Below are 25,349 nucleotides of genomic sequence, written 5' to 3'. Positions count from 1 at the left end.
CCTGTCGCAGATTCTTCGTTAATCCAATTGAAGTTAGATGGATTACGGTATCAATCCATTGTATCCGAGAGCCTCAGGATATGGATCGATGTCGGAATTCCTAATCCTGGGGTCGTGGGTTCGAATCCCGCCGAGATCACCATTCCAACCACGCGATATTCATCAGGACACAGCCGGTTCGGCCGGTCCGTGACCGAACAAGGATGCCGGCGATGAAGACGTATCGAGTTCCCCATTCCAGCCTGGACGTGTCCAGCATCGTGCTCGGGCTGATGCGCATCGCCAAGATGGACAATGCCGATATCCGGGCGCTGTTCGACGCGGCTATCGAGGCCGGCGTGACCGTCATCGACCATGCCGACATCTATGGCGGCGAACGGCACAAGTGCGAGGAGCGCTTCGCCGAAGCGGTTACCCTTTCGCCCGCTGGCCGCGAGATGATCATGATCCAGAGCAAGGTCGGGATCAGGCGGGGGTGGTTCGACTTTTCCAAGGAACACATCCTGCGCACTGTGGACGAATCCCTTTCGGCGCTGCGGACCGACTATCTCGATGTCCTGCTGCTGCACCGGCCGGATACGCTGGTGGAGCCCGAGGAAGTGGCCGAGGCTTTCGACGCGCTGCACGCGGCCGGCAAGGTGCGCCATTTCGGGGTGTCCAACCATACGCCGGGCCAGATCGAGGTGCTCAAGACGGCGGTGCGCCAGGACCTGTTGTTCAACCAGGTGCAACTGTCGATCACCCATGCCAACCTGTTCGCGCAGGGCGTGGCGGCCAATATGGATGGCAGCGACCAGTCGATTTCGCGCGACAATGGTCTGCTCGACTATTCCCGGCTCAAGGGCATGATGCTGCAGGCCTGGTCGCCGTTCCAGAAGAAGTTCTTTGACGGGGTGTTTCTCGGCGACCGCGAAAATCATGCCGAGCTCAATGACGAGATCGAGAAACTGGCAGCGGCCTATGGCGTGACGCCGACGGGCATCGCCGTGGCGTGGGTCACCCGCCACCCGGCCAATATCCAGGTCGTGCTGGGCACGACGCGCCCTGAACGGGTGCGAGAAAGCGCAGCCGGCACCGATATCACGCTGACGCGCGAAGAGTGGTACCGGCTGTTCCGCGCGGGCGGCCACATCGTCCCGTGACGAGGGGCCCTCAGAGGGCGTGAACAGCTATTGCAGCGAGACGATGGTGCGGCCATGGACCTGGCCGGCCAAAATCTGCTTTGCCGCATCGGGCAGTCCGGCAAGGCCGATCTCGGTGACGAGACTGCCATAACCGGCAAGATCGAACGTGTCGGCGATGCGGGCCCAGGCCGATTGACGGGCCGCGAAGGGCTGCATGACGCTGTCGATGCCGGTCAGGGTGACGCCGCGCAGGATGAACGGCAGGACATTGGTATCAAGACCGATGCCGCCGGCATTGCCGATGGCCGCGACGCTGCCGCCATATTTGACCTGCCGCAACACCTTGCCCAGCACATTGCCGCCGACATTGTCGATGACAGCGGCCCAACGCGCCGATTCCAGCGGCTTGTCAGGCTGGCCGAGGAATTCGGCACGGTCGAGAACGCTGGCCGCGCCAAGCGCCACCAGATGATCGGCATGTTCGGGGCGGCCTGAAAGACCCACGGCCTGATAGCCGAGCCGCTTGAGCAGGGAGATGGCAATGGAACCGACGCCACCTGCCGCGCCGGTGACCAGGACCTCACCGGACCCAGGCTCGAGGCCGAGGCCTTCCAGCCGGTCGATGGCCAGCATAGCGGTAAATCCTGCCGTGCCAACAATCATCGCGTCGCGCGTGGACATGCCATCGGGCAGCGGCACCAGCCAATCGGCGTTGACCCGGGCGCGCTGCGCATAGCCGCCCCAATGGACTTCACCGACACGCCAGCCCGTGAGGACGACGCGATCGCCCGGGGCGTAGCGGCCATCCTGGCTGTCCTCGACCGTGCCGGCAAAATCGATACCCGCCACATGAGGATAGGTACGGACGAGGCCGCCGCCGCCTGTCAGGCAGAGACCATCCTTGTAGTTGAGGCCGGCCCATTCGACCGCGACGGTGACGTTGCCCTCGGGCAAACGCGAATTGTCGAGGGTCTCCAGCGCCGAGGAGACGGTTCCATCCTCGCTGCGGCTGGTCACCAGGGCCTCAAATGTCATGTGCTCGCTCCCTACAGATTGTGTTGGGTCAGAAGAAGATCGGTTCTTCTGCCAAAGTCACCCCGAATTTGTCGAAAACCGTGGTGCGAATGTGGCCGGCCAGGGTGCGAATGTCTTCTGCTGAACCGCCGCCGCGATTGACGACGACCAGGGCATGGCGAGCCGATGTCCCGACCGGGCCCAGTTCGAACCCCTTGAGCCCCGCATTCTCGATCAGCCAGCCCGCCGACAGTTTGCGGCGGCCATCGGGCTGGACGAAATTGGGGGCGCCGGGATGGGCGGCAACGATCGCTTCAGCCAGATCGGCCGGAACGATGGGGTTCTGGAAGAAGGAGCCGGCATTGGGCTCGACACGCCAATCCGGCAGCTTGCTGGCGCGAATGGCGGCGACGCGCTCCATGACCATGGCCGGAGACAGGGTCGCCTCGCCTGCCAGGTCTGCCAGACCGGCAAAGCCGAGATTAGCAGCCCAGGCCGTGTTGAGACGCAGGCGGACAAGGGTGATGACATAGCGGCCGGGCTGGCGCTTGAAGAGGCTGTCGCGATAGCCAAAGGCGCAATCGGCGCGGTCGAGGGTGACTTCGGCACCCCGTTCGCGATCGAAGGCAACGAGGTTTTCAAAGACGTCGGCCAGTTCGGCGCCATAGGCCCCGATATTCTGAACCGGAGCGGCGCCGACCGTGCCGGGGATGCTGACGAGATTTTCGATGCCGCCATAGCCCTGCCCCACAGTCCAGCGGACGAGGTTGTCCCAGAGCTCTCCGGCCGCCGCTTCGATCAGCACCGAGTCGGCACCGGCCGTGACAATATTTAGGCCCCTGAGACCAATGACGGCGGTGATGCCATCGAAGGTCTCGGACAGCACCACATTGCTGCCGCCGCCCAGGATGCGCACCGGCAGGCCGTCGGCCGCGGCCAGGGCAAACAGATGCGGCACCTGCTCGGCACGCTCAAGCACGCAGCCGAAGCGGGAACGCGCCTTGAGGGCAAGGGTATTGTGGCCGGTGAGGTCAAAATCGGCCGTCAGGGCCAAAGGCGGCAAGGTCATGGAGAGAGGATATTCCGCGGATTCGTGGGCAGCACAATAAGACGTTGTGCCTGCACAGGAAACACGGATGCGGCGGCAGTGCGGCTAGAGACCGAACTTGTCGAGGGTCTCGTGATACTCGTCCACCAGTTCCTCGCGGTCGCGACCGGAATCCCAACTCGCGTCGATCGCTGCCTTGACACTTTCCGGGAGCGCCTTCCAGCGGGCTTCCCAGGCCTCGCCCTCATGGATCCAGTAGCCGACGAGCTCGTAATTTTCGGCCGCGTAGCCCAGATCCTTGCGCACATGTCTGCGGATCGCCCGCAACACCTTCTGCTCGCCAGCCACCCAGATATAGCCGGGCGTTGCCGGCAGCGTCAGCGAGCGGATCACCTCTTCCATGCGGCTGGCGGCAATGCCATTGCCGCTGCCATGAAGCCAGGTGATCGATACACCGGGCCTTTGCGCGAGGGGCTGCTCGTGCGCGGGCTCGGCCACTTCAACGAAAACCCGCGTTTCGATACCCTCGGGCATGGTTTCGAGAATCCGTGCCAGTGCCGGCAGACCCGTCGCATCGGCCATCAGGAGCTGCCATCGCGCGTCCCCGGGCGGCGTATAAAGGCCGCGTGGGCGGTTGATGGTGATCGTGTCGCCGGGGGCGGCCTTTTGCGCCCATTCGCTGGCCAGACCGCCTTCATGCACCACGAAGTCGATATCGATCTCGCCCTTGTCCTGGCGGTGATTGCGGACCGTATAAGTGGAGCAGCGGATCACATCCTGGCCATCCGGGTAGGTCCAGCGGCCGTCTTCGGTGATCACCGGCAGGTAGAGCCTGCCGCTCGCCGCATCCGGAAAGAACAGGCGCAGATATTCATCCGGCACGCCCGTTCCGGCAAAGGCGGCGAGGTCGGGACCGCCAAAGGTGAGCCTCACCATGCCGGGGGTCAGCGCCCGGCGATCGAGAACCGTTGCATTGAAAAACATCTGGCTCATGGCGTTTCCTGACAAATGGGCGGCATTCACTGGGACACGGCGGTATCGACGAGGCCGCCGAACTGGGCCCGGTGCAGATGCGCATAGGCACCCTGGCGGGCCAGCAGTTCGGCATGCGGGCCCTGTTCGACAATGCCGGTCTCATCGACCACGACGATCCGGTCGGCGTGCTGGATGGTGGCGAGGCGATGGGCGATGACCAGAGTGGTGCGGCCCTGCGACAGCTCGGTCAGCGATTGCTGGATGGCCAGTTCAGTGGCGGTATCGAGGGCGGAGGTGGCCTCATCGAGAACCAGGATGGGCGGATTCTTGAGGAAGATGCGAGCAATGGCGACGCGCTGCTTCTGCCCACCGGAGAGCTTCACGCCGCGCTCGCCGACCACGGTGTCGAGCCCATCCGGCAATCTGGCGATGACGCTTTCGAGCCGTGCCTGCCGCGCGGCCTCGATGATCTCCGCGTCCGATGCGCCCAGGCGCCCATAGGCAATGTTCTCGCGCAGGGTGCCGCCGAACAGGAAGACATCCTGCTGCACGATGCCGATCTGATTGCGCAGGCTGGCCTGCGTCATGTCGCGGATGTCGATACCGTCCACGGTGATGGCGCCGGAGTCGATTTCGTAGAAGCGCGGCAACAGCGCGCAGAGCGTGGTCTTGCCTGCGCCCGACGGGCCGACGATGGCGACAGTTTCGCCCGCGGACACCTCAAGACTGAGGCCGTCGATCACCTTGCGGGCGCCGTGCTCGTAGGAAAAGCTGACATCCTTGAAGGCGATATCGCCGCGCAGATGGTCCACCACCCTGGCGCCCGGCCGATCGGCAATATCGGGCTCGGTGTCGATGAGCTGGGCGAAGCGGGTGAAGCCGGCAATGCCCTTGGGATACATTTCGAGCACCATGGTGATCTGATCGATGGGGCGCATGAAGACGTTGACCAGAAGCAGGAAGCTGACGAAGCCGCCGTAGGACAACTGGTCCGTGGTCACGAGCCAGGCGCCGAACAGCATCACCGCCAGTTGCACCAGGCGGGTGCTGAGGAAGGTCACGACATTGCTGGCGGTCATCAGCGCATAGGCGCGCAGCTTGGTGACGCGATAGGCCTCGTTATTGCCGGCAAAGAGCTTTTCCTCGTGGCTTTCATTGGCGAAAGCCTTGACCACGCGCACGCCACCGATGGAGTCCTCGACGCGGGTATTGAAGTCGCCAACGCGGCCATAGAGCTCGCGCCAATTGCGGTTCATGCGTGCGCCATAGGTGGCGACCAGCCAGGTCATGACCGGCACCAGCACCACGGTGACCGAGGCCAGCTGCCAATTGGTCACGAACATCAGGATGAACGCACCAAGGAAGGTCATGACGGCGATGAACAGGTCTTCGGGACCGTGGTGGGCCACTTCCCCGATGTCCTCGAGGCCCTTGGTCACATGGGTGATCAGGTGGCCGGTCTTGTGGTTGTCGAAGAAGCGGAAGCTGAGCTTTTGCAGGTGATTGAAGACCTGCCGGCGCATATCGGTCTCGATATGGATGCCGAGCATGTGGCCAAAGTAGTTCACCACGCCGCGCAGCACCGCGGTGAGGCAATAGACGACCAGCAGCACGAGGCCCGTCAGCACGATGATGTTGAAATCACCCTGCGGCAGCAGCGAGTCGATGAAGTAGGCAACGGCCAGAGGAAAGGCCAGCTCGAGCAGGCCGGCGGTGACGGCGCTGCCGAAGTCGAGAACGAAGAGGCCCTTATAGGGCGCGTAGTATGAAAAGAAGCGGCGGAGCATGAATAATCTGAGTGTTTATGTCCGGTTACCCATGCCCGATCGGTGACGCGAGGACAAGCACCAAAACACGGCGCAGGCTTCTATAGTCTGCTCAAGGGGACCGACACGGGCATCGGCAGCCCTGGCCCGGAGCGGCGCGTACGCCGCCCCGAAAATCATGCATGGGAGGCGGTCAGTAGGACTTGGAGGCCTCGAAAGTCAGCTTGTAGGCGCCCAGCGTATTGGCGGCGATGGCGGCGGTGCTCGTAAAGTCGCCACCCGGCTTCCAGGTCAGCTCCAAAAGGCCGTCGGTGATCGACTGCGCGCCACTGACTGCAGCAACGCCTGTCCACAGATGGCCGACTTCGGCAGCAAGCGTGACGGTTTCGGGCGCCGCATATTCCACCCGGCCCCGCAGTTCGGTTCCTTCGTCATTGGCGAGGGCAGTATCGGGATCGAGGTAACGCGCGGCGACCTTGACGGTGAAGGACTCGTTGAGCTTGGCCTCGCCCGAACCCACCAGTCCCACTTCACGTTCCGAGGTCGCATCGATTGTTGCCGCGAGGGTGAACATGTCGAGCGTTGCTTCCGCACTGCCCAGTGCATTCCACCAGCCGCTGTTGTTGGCGGCCAGGGCACCACGGATCTTGAACTTGTCGAGGGTCGCTGTGAAACCGCTGTGCACGGCAAGATCGTCGAATGTGCCGTCGAGGATGTCGCCGGCAAGCACGGAGATATGAGCGGATAGCGATTCACCGGCATAGGAGACGACGCCAACCAGCGAGCCGTCGCCATCGAGGTCTTCGAGTGCAATGCCGGCCGACACGCCGTTGCCCAGCTTGGAGACGAGCTGGATCGAATGACCACCCGTACCATACGTGCCGGCACCGCCGTCAAAGGCCACGCCACCGGTCTCGTCGGAAATGAAGCTCGCAAGCCAGCCGAAGGCCTTGTCATCATCCTCGTTGAAGATGGAATCGGCCACGAGGCCGGCAGTCAGCACGGTCTGATCGCCAATCGAGATGTAGGCTTCGTCGACTTCCCCATCCTGGGACGGGGCCCCAACCAGGTTGTCAACTTCCTGGTAGTTGTAGCCATAGATGCGCAGGGTGGCCTTCGCCGGACCGACATCGCTCGGGGCGGTGCCGACAAAGGTGAGGTAGGCGTCGACAAAGCTGTCCCAGTCATTGGCGCCGCCATTGTCGTCGGTCCAGTCGATGGTGCCGCTATAGGCCGATCCGAGCACGGGCAATGCGCCCTTGTAGTCGCCCCAGTGGAAGGCATATTCCACTTCGCCCGACACTTTCAGGCAGTTGCTGTCCGAAGACAGGGTGAGGCCCGACAGTCCCAGTGAATCGCACACATCGAGAGTGGTGAGGACGCCGAGATCAGCGGCGGCGGCAGGCATTGCCAGGGCTGTCGTTGCCAACAGCAGAACGGGTAGACGCATTTAATATAGCCCCCAGGCGGTAGGTCACAGTGACGACGGAGGCATGAACGTTTCCCGCTTTAAAGTGGACTCTATAAATCATATTAAAGTCGGATTTTGTCTCTGGAAATTTAGTTATGTTCTATATATGAGTCTCAGACTCCGCTTTAAAATTCACGTCAGTGTGTCCCCCGCGCAATTTCCGCGTCGAAGCGCGGGGTGCTGACACGTCGTGACGGGAAACCGGGCGATGCTCCGGCGACAAGAGGGGCCGATCCAGTTAGGGTCCAAGCCGACGACGGAGACAGACATGAGTGAACCCGACTATGGCGCGATCATCATTCGCGGCGCGCGCGAGAATAACCTCAAGGGAGTCTCGCTCGATATTCCCAAGCGCAAGATCTCCGTGTTCACCGGTGTTTCGGGCTCGGGCAAATCTTCGCTGGTGTTCGGCACCATAGCGGCAGAGAGCCAGCGGCTGATCAACGAGACCTACCCGGCCTTCGTGCAGCAGTTCATGCCCAGTTATGGCCAGCCAGAGGCCGACGTGCTCGAAAACATTTCGGCCGCCATCATTGTCGACCAGCAGCGCCTGGGCGGCAATTCGCGCTCAACGGTGGCGACCGTCACCGATACGGCGCAGATGCTGCGCGTGCTGTTTTCGCGCCTGGCCGAACCGCGCCTGCCGGCTCCGGGCTATTATTCGTACAATGACCCGCGGGGCATGTGCGGCGAATGCGAGGGAATCGGCCAGGTTGCGGCCATGGACATGTCGGCGGTGATCGACGAGAGCAAGTCGCTCAATGGTGGCGCCCTGCTGGCCAAGGATTTCGCGGTCGATAGCTGGTACTGGGAAATCTACAAGAATTCCGGGCTGTTCGACATGGACAAGCCCATCGCAAAGTATTCCGCCGAGGAACGCGAAAACCTGCTGCACCTCGATGATGGTCGCAAGATCAAGGTCGGCAAAATCGGGCTGACCTATGAGGGCGTGGTCGCCAAGCTCAAAAAGGGTCTCGGCTCAAAGGATCCCGAGCAGTTGCAGCCGCATGTGCGGGTCGAATACGAGCGCATCTTCACCCGTGCCACCTGCCCGGTCTGCGGCGGATCGCGGTTGAAGCCCGAAGTTTTGGCGAGCACCATAGAGGGGCACAATATCGCCGCGCTGTCGGCCATGCAGGTCAGTGACCTTGCCGATGTCGTGCGCACTATTACGGCACCGCAGGTAGGTCCGATCCTCTCGGCGCTGGCGGCCCGTCTCGACAATCTCGTCACCATCGGGCTCGGCTATCTGAGCCTTGACCGCGAAAGCTCGACCCTGTCCGGCGGGGAAAGCCAGCGCGTCAAGATGGTGCGGCACCTGGGCTCATCGCTGACCGACATTACCTATGTGTTCGATGAACCCTCAGTGGGCCTGCATCCGCACGATGTGGGGCGGCTCGCCGGGCTGATGCAGCAATTGCGGGACAAGGGCAATACCGTGCTCATCGTCGAGCACAAGCCGGACATGATCGCTATTGCCGACCATGTGGTGGACATGGGGCCGCTGGCCGGCTCCAAGGGCGGCGAGATCGTCTATGAGGGCGATTTTTGGGGCCTGCTCGCTTCGGGCACGCTGACCGGCAACCACATCAAGGCGCATCAGCCGATCAAGGACAAGGTGCGCAAGGCCAAGGGCGAACCGCTGCGCGTCACGCATGCCAAGGTGAACAATCTCAAGGACGTGTCGGTCGATATTCCCCGCAATGTGCTGACGGTGGTGTCCGGCGTGGCCGGTTCGGGCAAGTCGAGCCTCATCCAGACCTGCCTGCCCGAGATCTACCCGGAAACCATCATCATCGACCAGAACCTGGCGCGCGGGTCGCGGCGGTCGAATACGGCGACCTATACGGGCATCCTCGATGCCGTGCGCAAGGCCTTTGCCAAGAGCAATGGGGTGGAGCCGTCGCTGTTTTCGGCAAACTCCAAGGGCGCCTGCCCAGACTGCAACGGGCTGGGGGTCATCTACACCGACCTCGCCCATCTCGACCCCATGGTCACGACCTGCGAGACCTGCCACGGCAAGCGATTCCAGCCCGAGGTGCTCGACCACAAGCTGCGCGGGGCGTCGATCGCGGACGTCTATGAGATGAGCATTGCCGATGCGGTCGGATTTTTCACCGAGCCCGCCATCGCCCGCACCCTGCGCGGACTGGACGATGTTGGCCTCGGCTACCTGACGCTCGGGCAACCGCTCTCGACGCTGTCGGGCGGCGAACGGCAGCGCCTGAAACTCGCGGCCGAACTCGGCAAGGAGGGCAATATCTATGTGCTCGACGAGCCCACGACGGGCCTGCACATGAACGATGTCGATACCCTGATTGGCCTGTTCGACCGGCTGGTCGACGAAGGCTCGACAGTCATCGTCATCGAACACAACCTGGACGTCATCGCGCGGGCGGATTGGGTGATCGACCTTGGCCCCGGCGCGGGGCACGACGGCGGGCGGGTACAGTTCGAGGGCCTGGCCGCCGACCTGGCAAAATCAGAAAAGTCACTGACGGGCCGCTACCTGTCGCAGCGAGGCGGTTAAGGGGCCGGGCACACTTTGCCCGTGTTCCCCACTCCCGGGGCACAAGATGTGGTGGGGAACACAATATCCCCAGCCTATATCGGTGCTGTCGCAATGCGGTCAAAATATCTGATCTTGACACGGTCAGGCCGGGCGATTCCCGCAAATCGGGACATGGTTAGCGACCGATTAATGCGGCCAAACTTGCGTCGAACAGCGTGGAATCTCCGCGCGTTAGCGGGTCAATTTCGCGTCCCGCGTCTTTCGTTAATACCCGCTTCAAGCAGAATCGAGATGGCGGTCAAAAGGCTCTGTTTTCCTTGCATTTTGTCCCCACAATCCACATATTACACACACTATCCCTCGTGTTTGGGGCAAGGCGAGGCACAAGGTGTTGTTATTTTCTGGCGTTGACGCGGCCGGTGAATCGGAGTGATCTGATCCTCGGTTTGGGGCTCGCAAGAGTCTCGGCAAGACCTCGGAACGAAGCAGCGACAGTTCAGATCGCTGCGCGCACCGGGGCACGGGGCAAGGCCCAGGTCCGCACCTCCCTGCGGACACGGGCAGTAAAGCGTCAAAGTCAGATCGGGCGAAGCCGTTTCGGCGGCTGAAGGGCACTTGCGTGCCCATGGAGTTTGAAAGGACGACCATGCAGATCGACAGCCGTTCTACTGAACTGGTCCCAACGACGTCACAACAGTCCGGCTGTGCCGGCTTTCTGGTTTGAAGGCCGACCATCGGACGCCTGCGAGGATACAAATGAGCATCACCGTCTATAGCAAGCCCGCCTGCGTACAGTGCACCGCCACCACCCGCGCCCTCGACCGCAAGGGTGTCGAGTACACTGTCGTGGATATTTCCGAGGATGCGGAGGCTTATGCCCGCGTCGAAGAGATGGGCTATCGCCAGGTGCCGGTCGTCGTGGCCGGTGATCAGCACTGGGCTGGCTTCCGCCCGGACATGATCGGCACGCTCTCGTAATTCTGGCGGCATCGGCGCGCCGACTGGCGCGCCCGGAGGCTTGGGACGGATGAGCGGTCTCGTCTATTATTCCAGCAGTTCCGAAAATACCCATCGCTTCGTGCAGAGGCTGGGTGTTTCCAGCCTCCGCCTACCTGTAGACGCCGGCACCGAGGCGCCGGTGGTGAGTGAGCCCTTCGTGCTTGTCCTGCCCACCTATGGGTCAGGCAACGGCAAGGGCGCCGTACCCAAGCCGGTCATCCGGTTTCTCAACAATCCCGCCAATCGCGATCTCATCCGTGGGGTGATTGCGGCTGGAAACACCAATTTCGGCAGCGGATATGCCCTTGCGGGTGACATCGTCTCGCAAAAATGCGCCGTGCCCCTCCTCTACCGGTTCGAACTGCTCGGAACGGATGAGGATGTGACAAACGTCAAACAAGGACTCGAACGGTTTTGGACACGCTCACACTAGACCGCACCGAAGAACGCCCCGCCAGCAAGGGTCAGACCCAGGACCAGAGCCTGGATTATCATGCGCTCAACGCCATGCTCAATCTCTATGACGAGAAGGGGCAGATCCAGTTCGACAAGGACAAGCAGGCGGCGCACCAGTATTTCCTGCAGCACGTGAACCAGAACACCGTGTTCTTTCACAACCTGCGCGAAAAGCTGACCTATCTGGTCGAAGAGGGCTATTACGAGCAGGACGTTCTCGACCACTACAGCTTCAATTTCGTGCGCGATCTTTATGATTACGCCTACGACAAGAAGTTCCGCTTCCCCACATTCCTGGGCGCGTTCAAATATTACACCAGCTATACGCTGAAGACCTTTGACGGAAAGCGCTATCTCGAGCGCTACGAAGACCGCGTCTGCATGGTCGCCCTGTCGCTGGCCCGTGGCAGCGAACAGCTGGCGCGTGAACTGGTCGACGAGATCATTACTGGCCGCTTCCAGCCGGCGACCCCGACCTTCCTCAATGCCGGCAAGAAGCAGCGCGGCGAGCTCGTTTCGTGCTTCCTGTTGCGCGTCGAGGACAATATGGAGTCCATCGGCCGCGCCATCAATTCAGCCCTGCAGCTTTCCAAGCGCGGTGGCGGGGTGGCGCTGAGCCTCACCAATATCCGCGAGATGGGCGCCCCCATCAAGCAGATCGAAAACCAGTCCTCGGGTGTGCTGCCGGTGATGAAGCTGCTCGAAGACAGCTTCTCCTATGCCAACCAGCTTGGCGCCCGCCAGGGTGCCGGCGCGGTCTATCTCAATGCGCACCACCCCGACATCATGCGCTTCCTCGACACCAAGCGCGAAAATGCCGACGAGAAGATCCGCATCAAGACCCTGTCGCTGGGCGTGGTCATTCCCGACATCACCTTCGAACTCGCCAAGAACAACGAGGACATGTACCTGTTCTCGCCCTATGACGTGCAGAAGGTCTATGGCGTGCCGATGACCGAGATTTCGGTCACCGAAAAATACCGCGAGATGGTCGAAGACAAGCGCATCAAGAAGAAGAAGATCAAGGCGCGCGAATTCTTCCAGGTGATTGCCGAAATCCAGTTCGAGAGCGGCTATCCCTACATCATGTTCGAAGACACGGTGAACCGGGCCAACCCGATCGACGGCCGCATCACCATGAGCAATCTCTGCTCGGAAATCCTGCAGGTCAGCGATGCCTCGATCTATAACGAGGACCTGAGCTACGAGCATTTGGGCAAGGACATTTCCTGCAATCTGGGCTCGCTCAACATTGCCAATGCGATGGATTCGACCGATTTCGGCAAGACCATCGAGACCTCGATCCGGGCGCTGACCGCCGTTTCGGACATGAGCAATATCTCCTCGGTCCCCTCGGTCGCCAAGGGCAATGCCGATAGCCACGCCATTGGCCTGGGCGCCATGAACCTGCACGGCTACCTCGCCCGCGAACGCATCTTCTACGGTTCGGAAGAAGGCGTCGATTTCACCAATATGTATTTCTACACGGTGACCTATCACGCCATCCGCGCCTCCAACCTGATCGCCACCGAGCGCGAAGAGACGTTCAAGGGTTTTGAGAAATCGAAATATGCCGACGGCACCTATTTCGACAAATACACCGACAAGGAATGGGTCCCTGCCACCGAGAAGGTCGCAAAGCTCTTCGAGGATGCCGGCATCCACATTCCGACCCAGGAAGACTGGAAGGATTTGAAGGCCAAGGTCATGCTGACCGGCCTCTACAACCAGAACCTGCAGGCAGTGCCGCCGACCGGGTCGATCTCCTATATCAACCACTCGACGTCCTCGATCCACCCGATCGTCTCCAAGATCGAGATCCGCAAGGAAGGCAAGATCGGCCGCGTCTACTATCCCGCCGCCTTCATGACCAATGACAACCTGGACTACTACCAGGATGCCTATGAAATCGGTCCGGAAAAGATCATCGACACCTATGCCGCGGCCACCCAGCACGTCGACCAGGGCCTGTCGCTGACCCTGTTCTTCCGCGATACCGCGACCACGCGCGATATCAACAAGGCGCAGATCTATGCCTGGAAGAAGGGCATCAAGACCATCTACTACATCCGCCTGCGCCAGCTCGCCCTCGAGGGCACTGAAGTGCAGGGCTGCGTCTCCTGCGCGCTGTGATCGGGGAAAAGAAAATGAACGTTCACGTCAAGACCCTGTCGCGCGTCCGCGCCATCAACTGGAACCGCATCCAGGATGACAAGGATCTCGAGGTCTGGAACCGCCTGACCTCGAATTTCTGGCTGCCCGAAAAGGTGCCGCTCAGCAACGACATCCCCTCCTGGGCCACTCTCAATCCGCAGGAACAGCAGCTCACCATTCGCGTCTTCACCGGCCTGACCCTGCTCGACACCATCCAGAATGGCGTCGGTTCGGTGCGGCTGATGGAAGATGCCGCGACGCCGCATGAAGAAGCGGTGCTGTCCAACATCTCCTTCATGGAGGCGGTACACGCCCGCTCCTACTCGTCGATCTTCTCGACACTGTGCCTGACGCCGGATGTGGACGATGCCTATCGCTGGAGCGAGGAAAACCCGTTCCTGCAGCAGAAAGCCAAGCTGATCATGCAGCAGTATGACAGCGGCGACTCACTGAAGAAAAAGGTCGCCTCGGTCTTCCTCGAAAGCTTCCTGTTCTATTCCGGCTTCTACCTGCCCATGTACTGGTCGAGCCGCGCCAAGCTGACCAATACGGCCGACCTGATCCGCCTCATCATCCGCGACGAGGCCGTGCACGGCTATTATATCGGCTACAAGTTCCAGCGCGAAATCGAGCGCCTTAGCGAAGAAAAGCGGCAGGAAATCAAGGATTTCGCCTTCGATCTTCTGCTTGAACTTTATGACAACGAGGCCCGCTACACCGAGGACCTCTATGACAGCGTGGGCCTCGCCGAAGACGTCAAGAAGTTCCTCCACTACAACGCCAACAAGGCGCTGATGAACCTGGGCTACGAAGCCCTGTTCCCGCCCGAAGCCTGCAAAGTCAACGCGGCCATCCTCTCGGCCCTGTCGCCGAACGCCGACGAGAACCACGACTTCTTCTCGGGCTCCGGCTCCAGCTACGTCATCGGCAAGGCCATCGCGACCGAGGACGAAGACTGGGATTTCTGATCCCTGTTCCACCGAAATGCAAAGGGCGCCGCGAGGCGCCTTTTTTGTTGGCTCGATGCACGCGCCGATGAGTACCGCCCCATCTGGCGCGGCGCTGCTTATGTCTGGTCGTTCGTGGGCTCGACCGCGTGCCCTGCATTGGTCAGCGCCAGGTCGGCCTCAAAGCGGGTGCCGCCATCGCTGGTGAATGCATAGTTGCCGCCCATCTGATGAACGACGCCGCGAATGAGGCGCATGCCCATGCTGGCCGGCGTCTCCGGCTGCTCGCCCATGCCGACGCCATTGTCGGAGACAGTCAGCCTGGCCCGGCCCTGCCCCTGGTCATCCAGACCAATGGCGATGCGCCCCGATCTGCCATCGGCAAAGGCATATTTGAGGGCATTGGTGATCAGTTCGCTCAGCAGCAGCGATAGCGGCGTGACGTGATCATGGTCCACGGCCACATGGTCGATATCGAAGTCGAGGCCGATTTCTGCGCCATAGGCATGGGCCACCTCATCGGCGACCACGGGGATGAGGTCGTGGGCGTCGATATCGGCATAGCTGTCGTGGCGATAGATGTACTGGTGGACCGCAGCCATGGCGCCGAGACGGCTTTGCAGGTCCAGCTTGGCGCCGCGCGGCATATCCTGCATCCGCACGAGCGATTGCACCGATTGTAGATTGTTCTTCACGCGATGGTGGATTTCCCGGAACAGCAGCGTGTTGGTGTCGAGGGCCGATTGCAGTTCATCGCGCCGCGCTGCATCGCGCCGCAAAAGCCGCACAACCCAAAGCCCGCCACCAATGAGCCCGAGCACGACCGGGGCCAGGATGAGCAGAACTGCGAATATCGCGTGCCGGAACCCATCCCAGGTGGTGTTGGTGGCAATGCCGGCCACGGCGATGATCTGGGTATTGAGCACCCGCTGGTAGCTCACCACGCGGCTCATCTGGTCGACCAGGGACGAATCCGAGAAATAGCTGCCTGAGGCGCTTTTCGGGAGATATTGGGTGATGAGCGGGTGATCTGCCAGGTTGAGGGGACCGTCCGGGCGCGGGAACCGCGCCATCAGTTCGCCATCGGAGCGGATCAGGCTGACAGTCGAGCCGGCCGGCATTTCGAGGGAAGACCAGAAGTCCTGCATGATGGCATCGGTAAACGAGACCATGATGGCCCCGGCAAATTCTCCCTGTCGACGAATCTGGCGGGAGAAGACGAAGATGTTGTCGCCGGTCAGGCGGCTGACGATCAGGCCCGACGTGTAAAATAGCGCACCATCCTTGAGGGCAGTAAAGTATTCCCGGTCAGAGACATTGACCGCACTGGCCTCAGGAATGGTGGCAAAGATCGTGTCGGCGTTCTTGTCGATAATATAGACATCGACCCCGGCGGGCAGTGAATCGACTGTCTGCTGCAGCGCTTCGGCGCCACCCGACATGTCGTCTCCAAGAACACTGTCGACTCGCCGCAGCGTTTGCTGCGCCGTGGCCGCGATCCAGCCTGCATTGGTAGCCACCACCTGGACGGCGGCCCGCGACCGCTCTTCAAGCCGGTTACGCGTCTGCTGGGCAGCTTCCAAGACAAAATAGGTGAAGATCACCACAAACGTCGCGAGGCAAAGGGTCAGCAGACCAATGGCCACATTGGTCGCGCGAACGTTCTTGAGCCGCCTGAAAAATCCCCCGAACAGTCCCGCCTCCCCAATGACGCCCAGATTGGCGGTTTCAGATGGTTTTCACCAGCAGGCCCCCAACGTTAGTCGTCAACGCGTGGCGTGGCAAAAGGCTTCATGCAAATGATCGCGGCTGCGCCGATTAAGATCATTGGAACGCCTGTCTGCTATTTCGCCTGCAAGGGCTCGCGGAAAAGAAAGAGACATGATGGTATTTCAATCGAACAGGATTGCCGCACTGGCCGTTTTCATCGGACTCGGCGCCGCAATTGCGGGCTGCTCGTCCATGTCGGGCTCCTCGGCGCCAGCGGCACTGGCGCCAGCCCTCAGTGCGCGGATGGACCAGCCCGGCGCCGTCCTTGACCGCCAGCAGGCCATTGGCCTCATCAATGCCTACCGGGCGACGCGCGGCGCTGCGCCCCTGACCCTCGACGAGGGGCTCAGCGGCACTGCCCAGGCACTGGTCAATCAATATGCCCAGACTGGCAATGCACCCGCCAAGCCGCAATCGCTGCCGCAGATGAAGCTCAGCGCCGGCTATTCCACCTTTGCCGAGACCTTTTCGGGATGGCGCAATTCGGCCGCAGACGCGGCTGCCCTGGCCGCCAGTGCGAGCAAGGCGGGCGTCGCCGTGGCCTACAACCCCTCGTCGAGCTACGGCGTGTACTGGGTTCTCGTGCTTGGAAACTGAGCCTGACATCATTGACGCCAGGGGGCTCAAATGCCCCCTGCCCGTCCTCAGGATGGAAAAGCGGCTGTCACAGCTTGCCGGCGGACAGCGATTGGTCGTGCTCGCGACCGACCCCATGGCAAAGATCGACATTCCCCTGTTCTGCCGTCAGAACGGGCATGACTGCCAGGTCTCGCAGGCCGGAGAAGAGTTGCGCTTCGACATCGTCGCTGCGCAATCTTAGCAGGGAACTATAGCCCGGCGGGGCGCGGCCTTGGCATGGGAACATCGAAGCCGAGGGAAATCGGCACGCCCGGCCGCAAATCTCCGTCCAGGGCAGCATTCTCGATCGGCGGCTGGGTTGCCGGGGCGGCAAAGACGGGCACGTGCGCCGGACGTGGCCGCGGCAGGGCGATGCCGGTGCGCAGGCGGCCCAGGTCGACGGCCGTGTATTCGCGCTGCGCCACGGTATCGGTCAGATAGGTCGGCTGGTCCTTCATACCCATCGGGAAGGCGGCTTCCTGCGCCTTGACATAGGTCTGGGCATCCTTGCCGCAGATCAGCGGACGCATATCAGTCGGTGCGGCACCGACGGCATTGTTCAGGGACAGGACCGACTGGCCGCTGGCCTGCATCTGACCGGACAGGGCCTTGAGGAAAAGCTCGGCGGCGCGCTCATTGCGTTCGCGGGCCGATGAACCGCCGAGCACGACCGCCAGCAGCCTGCGTCCATTGCGATCAACCGTCGCGACGATGTTGAGGCCCGACGAGCAGACATAGCCCGTCTTCATGCCGGTGGTCCCGACGAAGCCTTCCAACAGGCCGTTATTGCTCTCAAGCTTCGCCTTGCCCAGATTGACGACGCCCGTTGCAAACATGGGCATGTATTGCGGGAAGTTCTGCTCGATATAGAGCGCCAGAATGGCGAGATCCCGTGCCGTGGTCACCTGCGCGGCATTGTGCAGCCCGTGCGGATTGACGAAGTGGGTCGCCGACAGGCCCATGCGCCGCGCCACGTCGTTCATCATGCCGACGAATTGCGGCTCGCTGCCGCCAACGGTTTCGGCAATGGCCACGGCGACGTCATTGGCGGACTTGACGATGAGAATATAGAGCGCGTCGCGCAGAGTGATGGCGCTGTCCACCGGCAGGCCGGACTTGCTCGGCGCCTGGTTGACCGCATTGCGCGAGATGGTCACCGTCGTGTCGAGGGTCACCGTGCCCTTGGCGATTTCCTCGAAGGCGACATAGGCCGTCATGAGCTTGGTCAGGGACGCCGGATGCCAGGGCTGACCGGCATCCTGGGCGTAGAGCACATCGAGCGTCGCGCGGTCGACCACGAGCATCGGCATGGCCCATGAGGGCGCAATGGCGCCCAGGAAAAGGATCAGGGCCAAGAGGAGACGGCGAACCAAAGGCAAGAGCAGGCAACTCCGGAAATATCGGAAACGGCGGCTTTCTAGCAGCCGAGCCGAGCAATCTCAAGGAAACTGGGTCGGATGACGCAGGGGTGAACGTGCTGACACGCGATGTCGCACTAGGGGTCAATTGTGGCGGAAACAACGGGAGTTCCAAATGACCACAATGATCACCATCCTGACGCCCGGCTATGCTGACTGGGAAACGGCACTGCTCAACGCTACGGCGCGCGAATATTACCGCATCGACACGATCTATGCCTCACCCGGCGGTGAGCCTGTGACATCGCTGGGCGGCCTGCGTGTCAGCCCGAGCCTGGCGGTCGAAGACATCGATGTCGAAAATGCCGAGGCAATCCTGGTCAATGGCGGCACGGTCTGGTCGACGCCGGCGGCGCCGGACATCGGGCCCCTGTTGCGCTCTGCCCACGCGGCGGGCCGCACGGTGGGAGGCATCTGCGACGGCGTGCTTGCCCTGGCCCGCGCCGGGCTGCTCGACAACGTGCGCCATACGGCCAACGGCCCCGAGAGCCTGCCGGATACCGGCTATGCCGGGGCGGCCAATTTTGTGAGCAGCGCCCGGGCTGTGCGTCATGGGACCATCATCACCGCGCCCGGCACCGCGCCTGTCAGCTTCATGGGCGCGGTGCTGGAATCGCTGGGACGTCGCAATAACGATCTCGACTTCTATTCGGGCCTGCATGCGGCCGAGCACCTGCCCGAATAGATTTCAGGCACGTGCGGCGATGGGTGCCTTGCGCAAGCGCCCCCACAGCACGAAGAGCGACAGGGCCAGAAGCACGACATTCACCGGCAGGACCGAGTATTCGCCACGCGACAGATGCAGGACAAAGGCCAGTACCTGGATTGTTGAAAGTCCCAGCGCGGCCAGCGGCGTCAGGACCGGCAGGATGCGCGTGAGCGCCGGCAGGATGAGGCCGATGGCGCCAAGGATCTCTACCGTGCCGATGAATCGCGTCAGCAGTTCCGGATAGTCGCCGGCATAGGCCATGCCCGACGCGACCAGAGCATCGATGGGTTGGGAAATCTTCATGAATCCCGCCGCGAGATAGACGGCAGCGAGAGCGATTTGTGCGAGCCAAAGCCCAATATGGAGAACCTTGTTGGTGGATGCGGACATTGCGTTCCTGTGCCCCTAGTAACATTGAGTAACTGTGTTTATATTTGTTACCAAGTCACTCATGCAAGAAGGCACAAAAATGTCACTTCAGGACACCTCGCAGGTCTCGAACTGCTCGGCCATGTCGGACGTGCTCAACCGCATTGGCGACAAGTGGAGCGTGATGGTCGTGGGGATGCTCGGCCGCAATGGCACGCTGCGCTTCAACGAGCTCAAGCGGCTGATCAATGGCGTGTCACAGCGCATGCTCACCCTGACCCTGCGCAATCTCGAGCGCGACGGCCTCGTGACCCGCACGATTTATCCCGAAGTGCCGCCGCGGGTGGAATATAGCCTGACGGCCCTGGGCAAGACGCTCGAGGGGCCGATCGGCGCGCTGTGGGATTGGTCTGCGGAAAATCATGCCTCGATCATCGAAGCCCGCAGCGTCTATGACGCCCGCGAAAGCGCTGCCACTGCAGAAGAACCGCGCCGCATCGCCTACGCACGGGGCTGAATACCCGGCTCAGCGCCGGCCCTACACGTCGCCCCGGGCCATGTGAACGAAGCGATTGATGTCGTCCGGCAGATTGGACCGGACGGCATTGCGGGCGTCGGTGCGTGAACGGGCCGGCAGGTTGAGTGCGGAGACGAGGTTTCGATACTCCTGACGCGCGCTCATATGGGACATGGACGGCACGCCCCCGAGCAGGTCTTCATCCAGCGGATCGAAAACGGTCATGCCGGTGGCAAAGAGCGAGCGGAAGATGACGCGCTCGGCAATGCCATCGGCCACGCGGCATCCCAGACGCATGGCAATGCGCTCCAGCATGGTCTGCACCTGCCGCATATTGCGCGATGACAGCATGGAGATGCGGTTGCGCACCAGAACCCAATCGATGTTCTTGCCATCAATCGCCAGCCGCTCGGAGCGCGCCCGCTGCACCAAACGTGCATAGTGGCTGAGTTCGCGCGGCTCGCCGGTCACCGGATCGACCTGCGCCATGACGGCCAGGTCAATCAGGCTGTCATTGACCGGGGTGATCAGCGTATCGGCGAGGGAATGCGCCAGCCGTGCCAGATTGGTATCGAAGCCCGGCGTATCGACGACGATGAAATCGGCCTTGTCCTCGACCTCCCCCAGCGCTTGCCGAAACAGATCGAACTCGATGCGGTGGTTTTCGCGGGCCGAGTCGCCCCGGGCCCGCGGCAGGTGGAAATGGGTCGCATGCGGCAGGCTCAGGCCTTTGGCCCGGGCCCAATCGCGGCGGTGCCGGACATAGTGGGTCAGGGTCTGCTGGCGGCTGTCCACGTCGATGGAAGCGACCTTGTGGCCCTGATAGAGCAGGAAGACGGCCAGGTGAAAGGCCGTCGTGGACTTGCCGGAGCCGCCCTTCTCATTGCCCACAACGATGACATGCGCACCCTGTCGCACGGCAAACACCCCAAATCAGTTGGCCGGATTTTGAGCATAGCCGGCGTCGCAGACAAGGAAAATATGGTGAACAAAGGTTAAAGGCTTAACGCCGTGTCCGGCCATGGTGCAGGCGCAGACCAGGCGGTGGTCAGATCAGGCCGAGTTTGGCGAGATCCGCGGCGATTTCAGCAGAGTTTTCGTTGGAATTGGCCCCAAGATCGGGCGGAGCGTCCTCAGGGCGCAGATAGCGCCACCCCTGGAACGGCCGCTTGGGATAGGGAACGGTTCGCACCATTTCCGGGGCCATGATGATGTCGCAAAAATCCTTGCCCTCGGCATCGGTATAGGGCGCAAGCTGCAGGATGGGCTGCCGGCAGACAATGGCGCCGGACATGACCCAATAGATCGAGGCCTTCCCCTCCATCTCCTCGCGGCGCTTGGGCATCATGCGCGTGCGATGGACATGAACGGCCTCGCCATAGTCGGCGCCCCACCAATGTGCACGCTCATCGCGATAGCTTTCCAGTTCCTCGACGCTGGACACGCCGACGCAGAGCTTGACCATGTGGATCATGCCAGCGTCCCCGGCTGGACGCGGCCCTGGATGACATCGATCTCGTCGTCATCGACGATCCAGGGCTCCTGCAGCGCCATGGCCAGCCACTCCTGGAAAGCGGGCAGTGAGTAGATGGCCTCGACATAGCGCGCCGTCGTGTCGGAGACCGGCAGGTCGTAGGTGCGCAAACGCGTCGCCAGCGGCGCAAACATGGCGTCTGCCGCCGAGAAGGCGCCGAAGAGGTATGGGCCGCCCGACTTGCCCAACAGTTCGCCCCAGAGCGTTTCCACCCGGTGCAGATCGGCGCTGACGGTGTCGAGATCGATCCGACCCGGGTGAGACGCGCGCAGGTTCATGGGCGCGTGCCCGCGCAGGGCAGAAAAACCACCATGCATCTCCGCCGCAGCCCCGCGCGCCCGGGCGCGATCCACCCTGTCGGCGGGCCATATCGGCTTTTCCGGAAAGAGGTCGGCCAGATATTCGATGATGGCAATGGTTTCGGGAAGCACCAGGTCGCCATCGAGAAGCACCGGCACCTTGCCGGTGGGCGAGCGCTCCCGCAGCCGTTCGCGCCAATGGGGCCCCGAGAGCTGCAGCACCTCGTCCTCGAAGGCGATGTCGAAATGGCGCAGGACCAGCCAGGGGCGCAGCGACCAGGTCGAATAGTTCCGGTTCCCGATCAGCAGTTTCATCGTGGCCTTCCTTCCGGAAAAGAAGGGCGCCCTGTGGCCGGGGCGCCCTTCGGTAATATCAGTGAAAAACTCTAGCTTCTGCCAAAGCGCTTCAGGCTGGGCCGATCCCGGCACGCCTGATCCGGGCCGTTCTCAAACCCGATCAGACACCAGCAACTACGGAGAAAACCAGCCCCATGGATACGAGGCATACCAGCGCCCAGCTCATCGTCTGCCAGACATTGGACTTCAGTTGACTGCGCATAGATCGCTCCTTGTCAGTCGTCCACTCCGACCCGCCGGGACATGTCCGCCGAGCCGGTAGATGAATCGTTAACCGGCCCGCAAATGGGAAGCAAGCGACCAAAAAGCAACAGTCCACAGGTCTGAAATGTGCAGAAAATGCGCTCAGAACAGCCCGAACCAGAGCCCCGCAATGCCCAAAAAGGCAAAGAAACCAACGACATCGGTGATCGTCGTCACGAAGACGGCAGAGGCGATGGCCGGATCAGCCTTGAGCTTGTCCAAGGTCAGGGGGATGAGAATTCCGAAAGTGCCGGCAACGATCATATTGATGACCATGGCCAGACCGATGACCACGCCGAGCTCGATATTGCCATAGCGGAAGGCCGTGACGATCCCGATCAGCACGGCGAAGATCACGCCATTGACGAAGCCGACCACCATTTCGCGTCGAATCAGGCGGCGCAGGCGTCCGCCATCGAGTTCGCGCATGGCCAGGGCCCGGACGGTCACGGTCATGGTCTGCGCGCCGGCATTGCCGCCCATGGAGGCGACGATGGGCATGAGCACGGCAAGGGCCACCATCTGCTCGATGGTGGCATTGAACAGGCCGATGACCAGCGACACCAGCACCGCCGTCACCAGATTGACGACCAACCAGGGCACGCGGCTTTTCACGGTGTCGAGGGTGGTATCCGAGACGTCCTCGTCGCCAACGCCGGCCATGAGGCGGATGTCTTCCTCGGCCTCTTCCTGGATGACGTCGACGATGTCGTCGATGGTCAATACGCCTACCAGGCGGCCGTTTTCATCCACCACGCCGACTTCGACCAGGTCATAGCGCTCAAAGCTGCGGGCGGCCTCTTCCTGGTCTTCCTCGGCGTTCACCAGCACCAGCGTGGTGTTCATGATGGCATCGATCTTGGTGGCGCGCGGCGTGCGCAGGAATTTGTCGAGCGGCAGGGTTCCGAGCACCTTGTAGGCCGCGTCCACCACATAGATCTGGTAAAATTCGTCCGGCAGGTCCTTTTCGGAGCGCAGGTAGTCGATGGTCTGGCCCACCGTCCAGAACGGGGGAATGGCGATGAAATCGGTCTGCATCCGCCTGCCGGCGGAGTCTTCGGGGAAATCCAGGCTGCGCTTGAGCGACAGGCGCTCGAAGGTCGGGAGCGCCGAGAGAATTTCGTCGCGGTCTTCCTGCTCCAGGTCTTCGAGCAGATAGACCGCATCGTCATTGTCCAGCTCGGCAACCCCGCGGGCGATGTCGGCGTTGGGCAGAGCCTCCATGATTTCGAGGCGGATGCTTTCGTCGACTTCGGTCAGGGCCGAGAAGTCAAAGCTTTCCCCCAGCATGTGCACCAGGTTGAGACGCTCATCGTGATCGAGCTGCTCGAGCACGTCGCCAACATCGGCGGTGTGCAGCGGCTCCATGACCAAGGTGACGTCTTCCGACCGGCCGGCATCGAGGAAAGCGCGCAGACGCTCGAGCCAGAGCGCGCTGATCCGCCCCTCCTCGTCGCGGAAGGCATCGTGCTCCATCCCGGTGTCGTCGCCGGGCGCCATTGCGGAATCTTCGCTCATCGGGAGCCCTTTTCGTGTCCTGGGGGTTTCAGGGGCAGGACAAGCATGTAACCAATCGGCGGGCGACGCGCCAGCCTGGTGACATGGGTTTTTGATCGACCCACGGAGAAGTCAGCCAAATGACAACCGAAGCCGCTCTCAATGCCGCCCTCGACAGACTGCTGCGACTGGCCGGCACCCACAGCCTCGACGCCGTCGAGAGCTCCACAAGCTACGGCACACCGGCCCTCAAAGTCGGTGGCAGCACATTTGTGCGCCTGCTCGATGAATCCACGGCGGTGCTGCAATGCCCGACGGACCAGAAGGTGCTCTTGATGGAGATTTCGCCCGGCATCTATTTCGAGACCGACCATTTTGTCGGCTACGATGCCGTGCTCATCCGCCTCGACAAGATATCGGACGAAGAACTGGCCCTGCGCCTTCAGGATGCCTGGACGTTTAAGGCCCCGGCAAAGCTGAAGGCGCATTAGCCGTCGATCACCTTACCCGACGCGCGCACCGCTGGCGCGATTGAAGGGATGCAGCACTGCAGGCGGGAGGCTGAAGTCCACGCGGTCGCCCTCGACCAGCATTGTCCTGCCCTGCTGAACCAGCGTCAGAGCCTGGTCGAGCCCTTCGACCCGGACATAGAGATGGCTTTCGCCGCCAACCGGCTCGATCAGCTCGACCGTGCCCGACAGCACGATACCATCGCCACGCCCCATCACGATCTGGTCCGGCCGGATACCGATGATGTCCGCACCTGATGGCAGTTCTGGCAGGGCCGATTGGGCGATGCCCGCCAGCGTCTCGACCGGCAGCAGGTTCATCGGCGGCGAGCCGATAAAGCCCGCCACGAACAGCGAGGCGGGGCGCTCGTAAAGGTCGATGGGCCTGCCGACCTGCTCGATCCGCCCGGCATTCATCACCACGAGGCGATCCGCCAGGGTCATGGCTTCGAGCTGGTCATGGGTCACATAGACGCTGGTTGTCTGGAGCGACCGCTGCAGCCGCCGGATTTCGATGCGCATCTGCCCGCGCAGCTTGGCGTCGAGATTGCTCAGGGGCTCGTCGAACAGAAACGCCTTGGGCTGGCGGACAATGGCCCGCCCCATGGCGACGCGCTGGCGCTGCCCCCCTGAAAGCTGCCGCGGCTTGCGGTCGAGGAAGGGCGTGATTTCGAGCACCCGCGCGGCCTCGGTCACCCGGCGCTCGATTTCGTCGCGCGGCGTCCGGCGATTGCGCAGCCCGTATTCGAGGTTCTGGCGGACGCTCATATGCGGATATAGCGCGTAATTCTGGAACACCATGGCGATGTCCCGCTCCGCCGGCTCCCGGCGATTGACGACCTCGTCGCCAATGTTGACCGAGCCGTCCGTGATGGTTTCGAGACCCGCGATCATGCGCAGCAGGGTGGACTTGCCACAGCCCGAGGGCCCGACGAGAACCACAAGCTCTCCATCCGCGATGGACAGATCGAGTGCATGGATCGCGGTGACATTGCCGGGATAGACCTTGCGGACGCCTTTGAGGTCGATGCTAGCCATTCTTG

At 62.0% G+C, this 25,349-nt stretch carries 24 protein-coding genes; 11 read left to right on the top strand and 13 right to left on the bottom strand.

Features of this window, described 5'->3' with window-relative positions:
• Positions 1-212 precede the first annotated feature (212 nt).
• Positions 213-1,142 (top strand): aldo/keto reductase, encoded by a 930-nt coding sequence (locus KIT02_RS02795; protein ID WP_297581981.1) that lies wholly within the window; start codon positions 213-215, stop codon positions 1,140-1,142.
• 27 nt (positions 1,143-1,169) lie between these two features.
• On the opposite strand, the gene KIT02_RS02790 is transcribed toward KIT02_RS02795, so the two are convergent.
• The 5 genes from KIT02_RS02790 to KIT02_RS02770 form a co-directional block, all read right to left on the bottom strand.
• A complete protein-coding gene (locus tag KIT02_RS02790) occupies positions 1,170-2,159 on the bottom strand; it encodes an MDR family oxidoreductase (protein WP_297581979.1) in 990 nt (329 codons plus the stop codon).
• A 28-nt stretch (positions 2,160-2,187) separates the two neighbouring features.
• Positions 2,188-3,207 carry a UDP-N-acetylmuramate dehydrogenase gene (murB, locus tag KIT02_RS02785; protein ID WP_297581976.1) on the bottom strand — a complete coding sequence of 340 codons (1,020 nt, stop codon included), beginning with the start codon at positions 3,205-3,207 and terminating at the stop codon, positions 2,188-2,190.
• An 84-nt stretch (positions 3,208-3,291) separates the two neighbouring features.
• Positions 3,292-4,179: a siderophore-interacting protein gene (locus KIT02_RS02780; RefSeq protein WP_297581971.1), complete on the bottom strand. Its 888-nt coding sequence runs from the start codon at positions 4,177-4,179 to the stop codon at positions 3,292-3,294.
• Between the two features lie 26 nt (positions 4,180-4,205).
• Positions 4,206-5,948 carry an ABC transporter ATP-binding protein gene (locus tag KIT02_RS02775; protein ID WP_297581969.1) on the bottom strand — a complete coding sequence of 581 codons (1,743 nt, stop codon included), beginning with the start codon at positions 5,946-5,948 and terminating at the stop codon, positions 4,206-4,208.
• A gap of 172 nt (positions 5,949-6,120) precedes the next feature.
• Positions 6,121-7,377 carry a hypothetical protein gene (locus KIT02_RS02770; protein ID WP_297581968.1) on the bottom strand — a complete coding sequence of 419 codons (1,257 nt, stop codon included), beginning with the start codon at positions 7,375-7,377 and terminating at the stop codon, positions 6,121-6,123.
• A gap of 289 nt (positions 7,378-7,666) precedes the next feature.
• Between KIT02_RS02770 and KIT02_RS02765 the strand changes: the two genes are divergently transcribed.
• From KIT02_RS02765 to nrdF, 5 genes are all read left to right on the top strand, one after another.
• Positions 7,667-9,928 (top strand): excinuclease ABC subunit UvrA, encoded by a 2,262-nt coding sequence (locus KIT02_RS02765; RefSeq protein WP_297581967.1) that lies wholly within the window; start codon positions 7,667-7,669, stop codon positions 9,926-9,928.
• Positions 9,929-10,666: 738 nt separating this feature from the next.
• Entirely contained in the window at positions 10,667-10,888 is a 222-nt protein-coding gene (gene nrdH / locus KIT02_RS02760; protein WP_297581966.1) for a glutaredoxin-like protein NrdH, read from the top strand.
• Between the two features lie 49 nt (positions 10,889-10,937).
• Complete coding sequence (nrdI, locus tag KIT02_RS02755; RefSeq protein ID WP_297581965.1) at positions 10,938-11,342, top strand: class Ib ribonucleoside-diphosphate reductase assembly flavoprotein NrdI; 405 nt, start codon at positions 10,938-10,940, stop codon at positions 11,340-11,342.
• Positions 11,343-11,392: 50 nt separating this feature from the next.
• Entirely contained in the window at positions 11,393-13,498 is a 2,106-nt protein-coding gene (gene nrdE, locus KIT02_RS02750; RefSeq protein ID WP_297585086.1) for a class 1b ribonucleoside-diphosphate reductase subunit alpha, read from the top strand.
• A 14-nt stretch (positions 13,499-13,512) separates the two neighbouring features.
• A complete protein-coding gene (nrdF, locus tag KIT02_RS02745; RefSeq protein ID WP_297581964.1) occupies positions 13,513-14,487 on the top strand; it encodes a class 1b ribonucleoside-diphosphate reductase subunit beta in 975 nt (324 codons plus the stop codon).
• A gap of 98 nt (positions 14,488-14,585) precedes the next feature.
• On the opposite strand, the gene KIT02_RS02740 is transcribed toward nrdF, so the two are convergent.
• A complete protein-coding gene (locus KIT02_RS02740) occupies positions 14,586-16,112 on the bottom strand; it encodes a histidine kinase dimerization/phosphoacceptor domain -containing protein (protein ID WP_297581963.1) in 1,527 nt (508 codons plus the stop codon).
• Positions 16,113-16,347: 235 nt separating this feature from the next.
• On the opposite strand from KIT02_RS02740, the gene KIT02_RS02735 reads away from it, so the two are divergent.
• Together KIT02_RS02735 and KIT02_RS02730 are read left to right on the top strand one after the other, a co-directional pair.
• The gene (locus tag KIT02_RS02735; protein ID WP_297581962.1) at positions 16,348-16,833 is read left to right on the top strand and encodes a CAP domain-containing protein; all 486 of its coding nucleotides are present in this window, start codon (positions 16,348-16,350) and stop codon (positions 16,831-16,833) included.
• On the top strand, positions 16,751-17,056 hold the full coding sequence (locus KIT02_RS02730; RefSeq protein ID WP_366520575.1) for a sulfurtransferase TusA family protein: 306 nt from the start codon (positions 16,751-16,753) through the stop codon (positions 17,054-17,056). Before KIT02_RS02735 ends, KIT02_RS02730 begins: the two co-directional genes overlap by 83 nt.
• Before the next feature lie 7 nt (positions 17,057-17,063).
• On the opposite strand, the gene KIT02_RS02725 is transcribed toward KIT02_RS02730, so the two are convergent.
• On the bottom strand, positions 17,064-18,233 hold the full coding sequence (locus tag KIT02_RS02725) for a D-alanyl-D-alanine carboxypeptidase family protein (RefSeq protein ID WP_297581956.1): 1,170 nt from the start codon (positions 18,231-18,233) through the stop codon (positions 17,064-17,066).
• Positions 18,234-18,387: 154 nt separating this feature from the next.
• Between KIT02_RS02725 and KIT02_RS02720 the strand changes: the two genes are divergently transcribed.
• Positions 18,388-18,957, top strand: a complete 570-nt coding sequence (locus KIT02_RS02720; RefSeq protein WP_297581952.1) for a DJ-1/PfpI family protein — start codon at positions 18,388-18,390, stop codon at positions 18,955-18,957.
• A gap of 3 nt (positions 18,958-18,960) precedes the next feature.
• On the opposite strand, the gene KIT02_RS02715 is transcribed toward KIT02_RS02720, so the two are convergent.
• A complete protein-coding gene (locus KIT02_RS02715; RefSeq protein WP_297581951.1) occupies positions 18,961-19,371 on the bottom strand; it encodes a DoxX family protein in 411 nt (136 codons plus the stop codon).
• Positions 19,372-19,450: 79 nt separating this feature from the next.
• Here KIT02_RS02715 and KIT02_RS02710 point away from each other — a divergent pair, with 79 nt between their 5' ends.
• A complete protein-coding gene (locus tag KIT02_RS02710) occupies positions 19,451-19,867 on the top strand; it encodes a helix-turn-helix domain-containing protein (RefSeq protein WP_297581949.1) in 417 nt (138 codons plus the stop codon).
• Between the two features lie 21 nt (positions 19,868-19,888).
• Here the strand turns inward: KIT02_RS02710 and KIT02_RS02705 are convergent, their stop codons facing one another.
• From KIT02_RS02705 to mgtE, 4 genes are all read right to left on the bottom strand, one after another.
• Positions 19,889-20,785: a division plane positioning ATPase MipZ gene (locus KIT02_RS02705; RefSeq protein WP_297581948.1), complete on the bottom strand. Its 897-nt coding sequence runs from the start codon at positions 20,783-20,785 to the stop codon at positions 19,889-19,891.
• A gap of 130 nt (positions 20,786-20,915) precedes the next feature.
• Positions 20,916-21,341, bottom strand: a complete 426-nt coding sequence (locus KIT02_RS02700; RefSeq protein WP_297581946.1) for a DUF1489 domain-containing protein — start codon at positions 21,339-21,341, stop codon at positions 20,916-20,918.
• Positions 21,338-22,015 (bottom strand): glutathione S-transferase family protein, encoded by a 678-nt coding sequence (locus tag KIT02_RS02695; RefSeq protein WP_297581943.1) that lies wholly within the window; start codon positions 22,013-22,015, stop codon positions 21,338-21,340. Before KIT02_RS02695 ends, KIT02_RS02700 begins: the two co-directional genes overlap by 4 nt.
• Before the next feature lie 387 nt (positions 22,016-22,402).
• Positions 22,403-23,818, bottom strand: a complete 1,416-nt coding sequence (gene mgtE / locus KIT02_RS02690) for a magnesium transporter (RefSeq protein WP_297581941.1) — start codon at positions 23,816-23,818, stop codon at positions 22,403-22,405.
• A gap of 119 nt (positions 23,819-23,937) precedes the next feature.
• Between mgtE and KIT02_RS02685 the strand changes: the two genes are divergently transcribed.
• On the top strand, positions 23,938-24,288 hold the full coding sequence (locus KIT02_RS02685; RefSeq protein ID WP_297581935.1) for an MmcQ/YjbR family DNA-binding protein: 351 nt from the start codon (positions 23,938-23,940) through the stop codon (positions 24,286-24,288).
• 12 nt (positions 24,289-24,300) lie between these two features.
• Here KIT02_RS02685 and ugpC read toward each other — a convergent pair whose 3' ends face one another.
• The gene (gene ugpC, locus KIT02_RS02680) at positions 24,301-25,344 is read right to left on the bottom strand and encodes a sn-glycerol-3-phosphate ABC transporter ATP-binding protein UgpC (RefSeq protein ID WP_297581933.1); all 1,044 of its coding nucleotides are present in this window, start codon (positions 25,342-25,344) and stop codon (positions 24,301-24,303) included.
• Positions 25,345-25,349 lie beyond the last annotated feature (5 nt).

Origin of the sequence: Devosia sp., assembly GCF_025809055.1 — a bacterium.
Taxonomy (GTDB): domain Bacteria; phylum Pseudomonadota; class Alphaproteobacteria; order Rhizobiales; family Devosiaceae; genus Devosia.
Note: the sequence above shows the minus strand (reverse complement) of the source record. Positions and strands in the feature narration are given on the sequence as shown.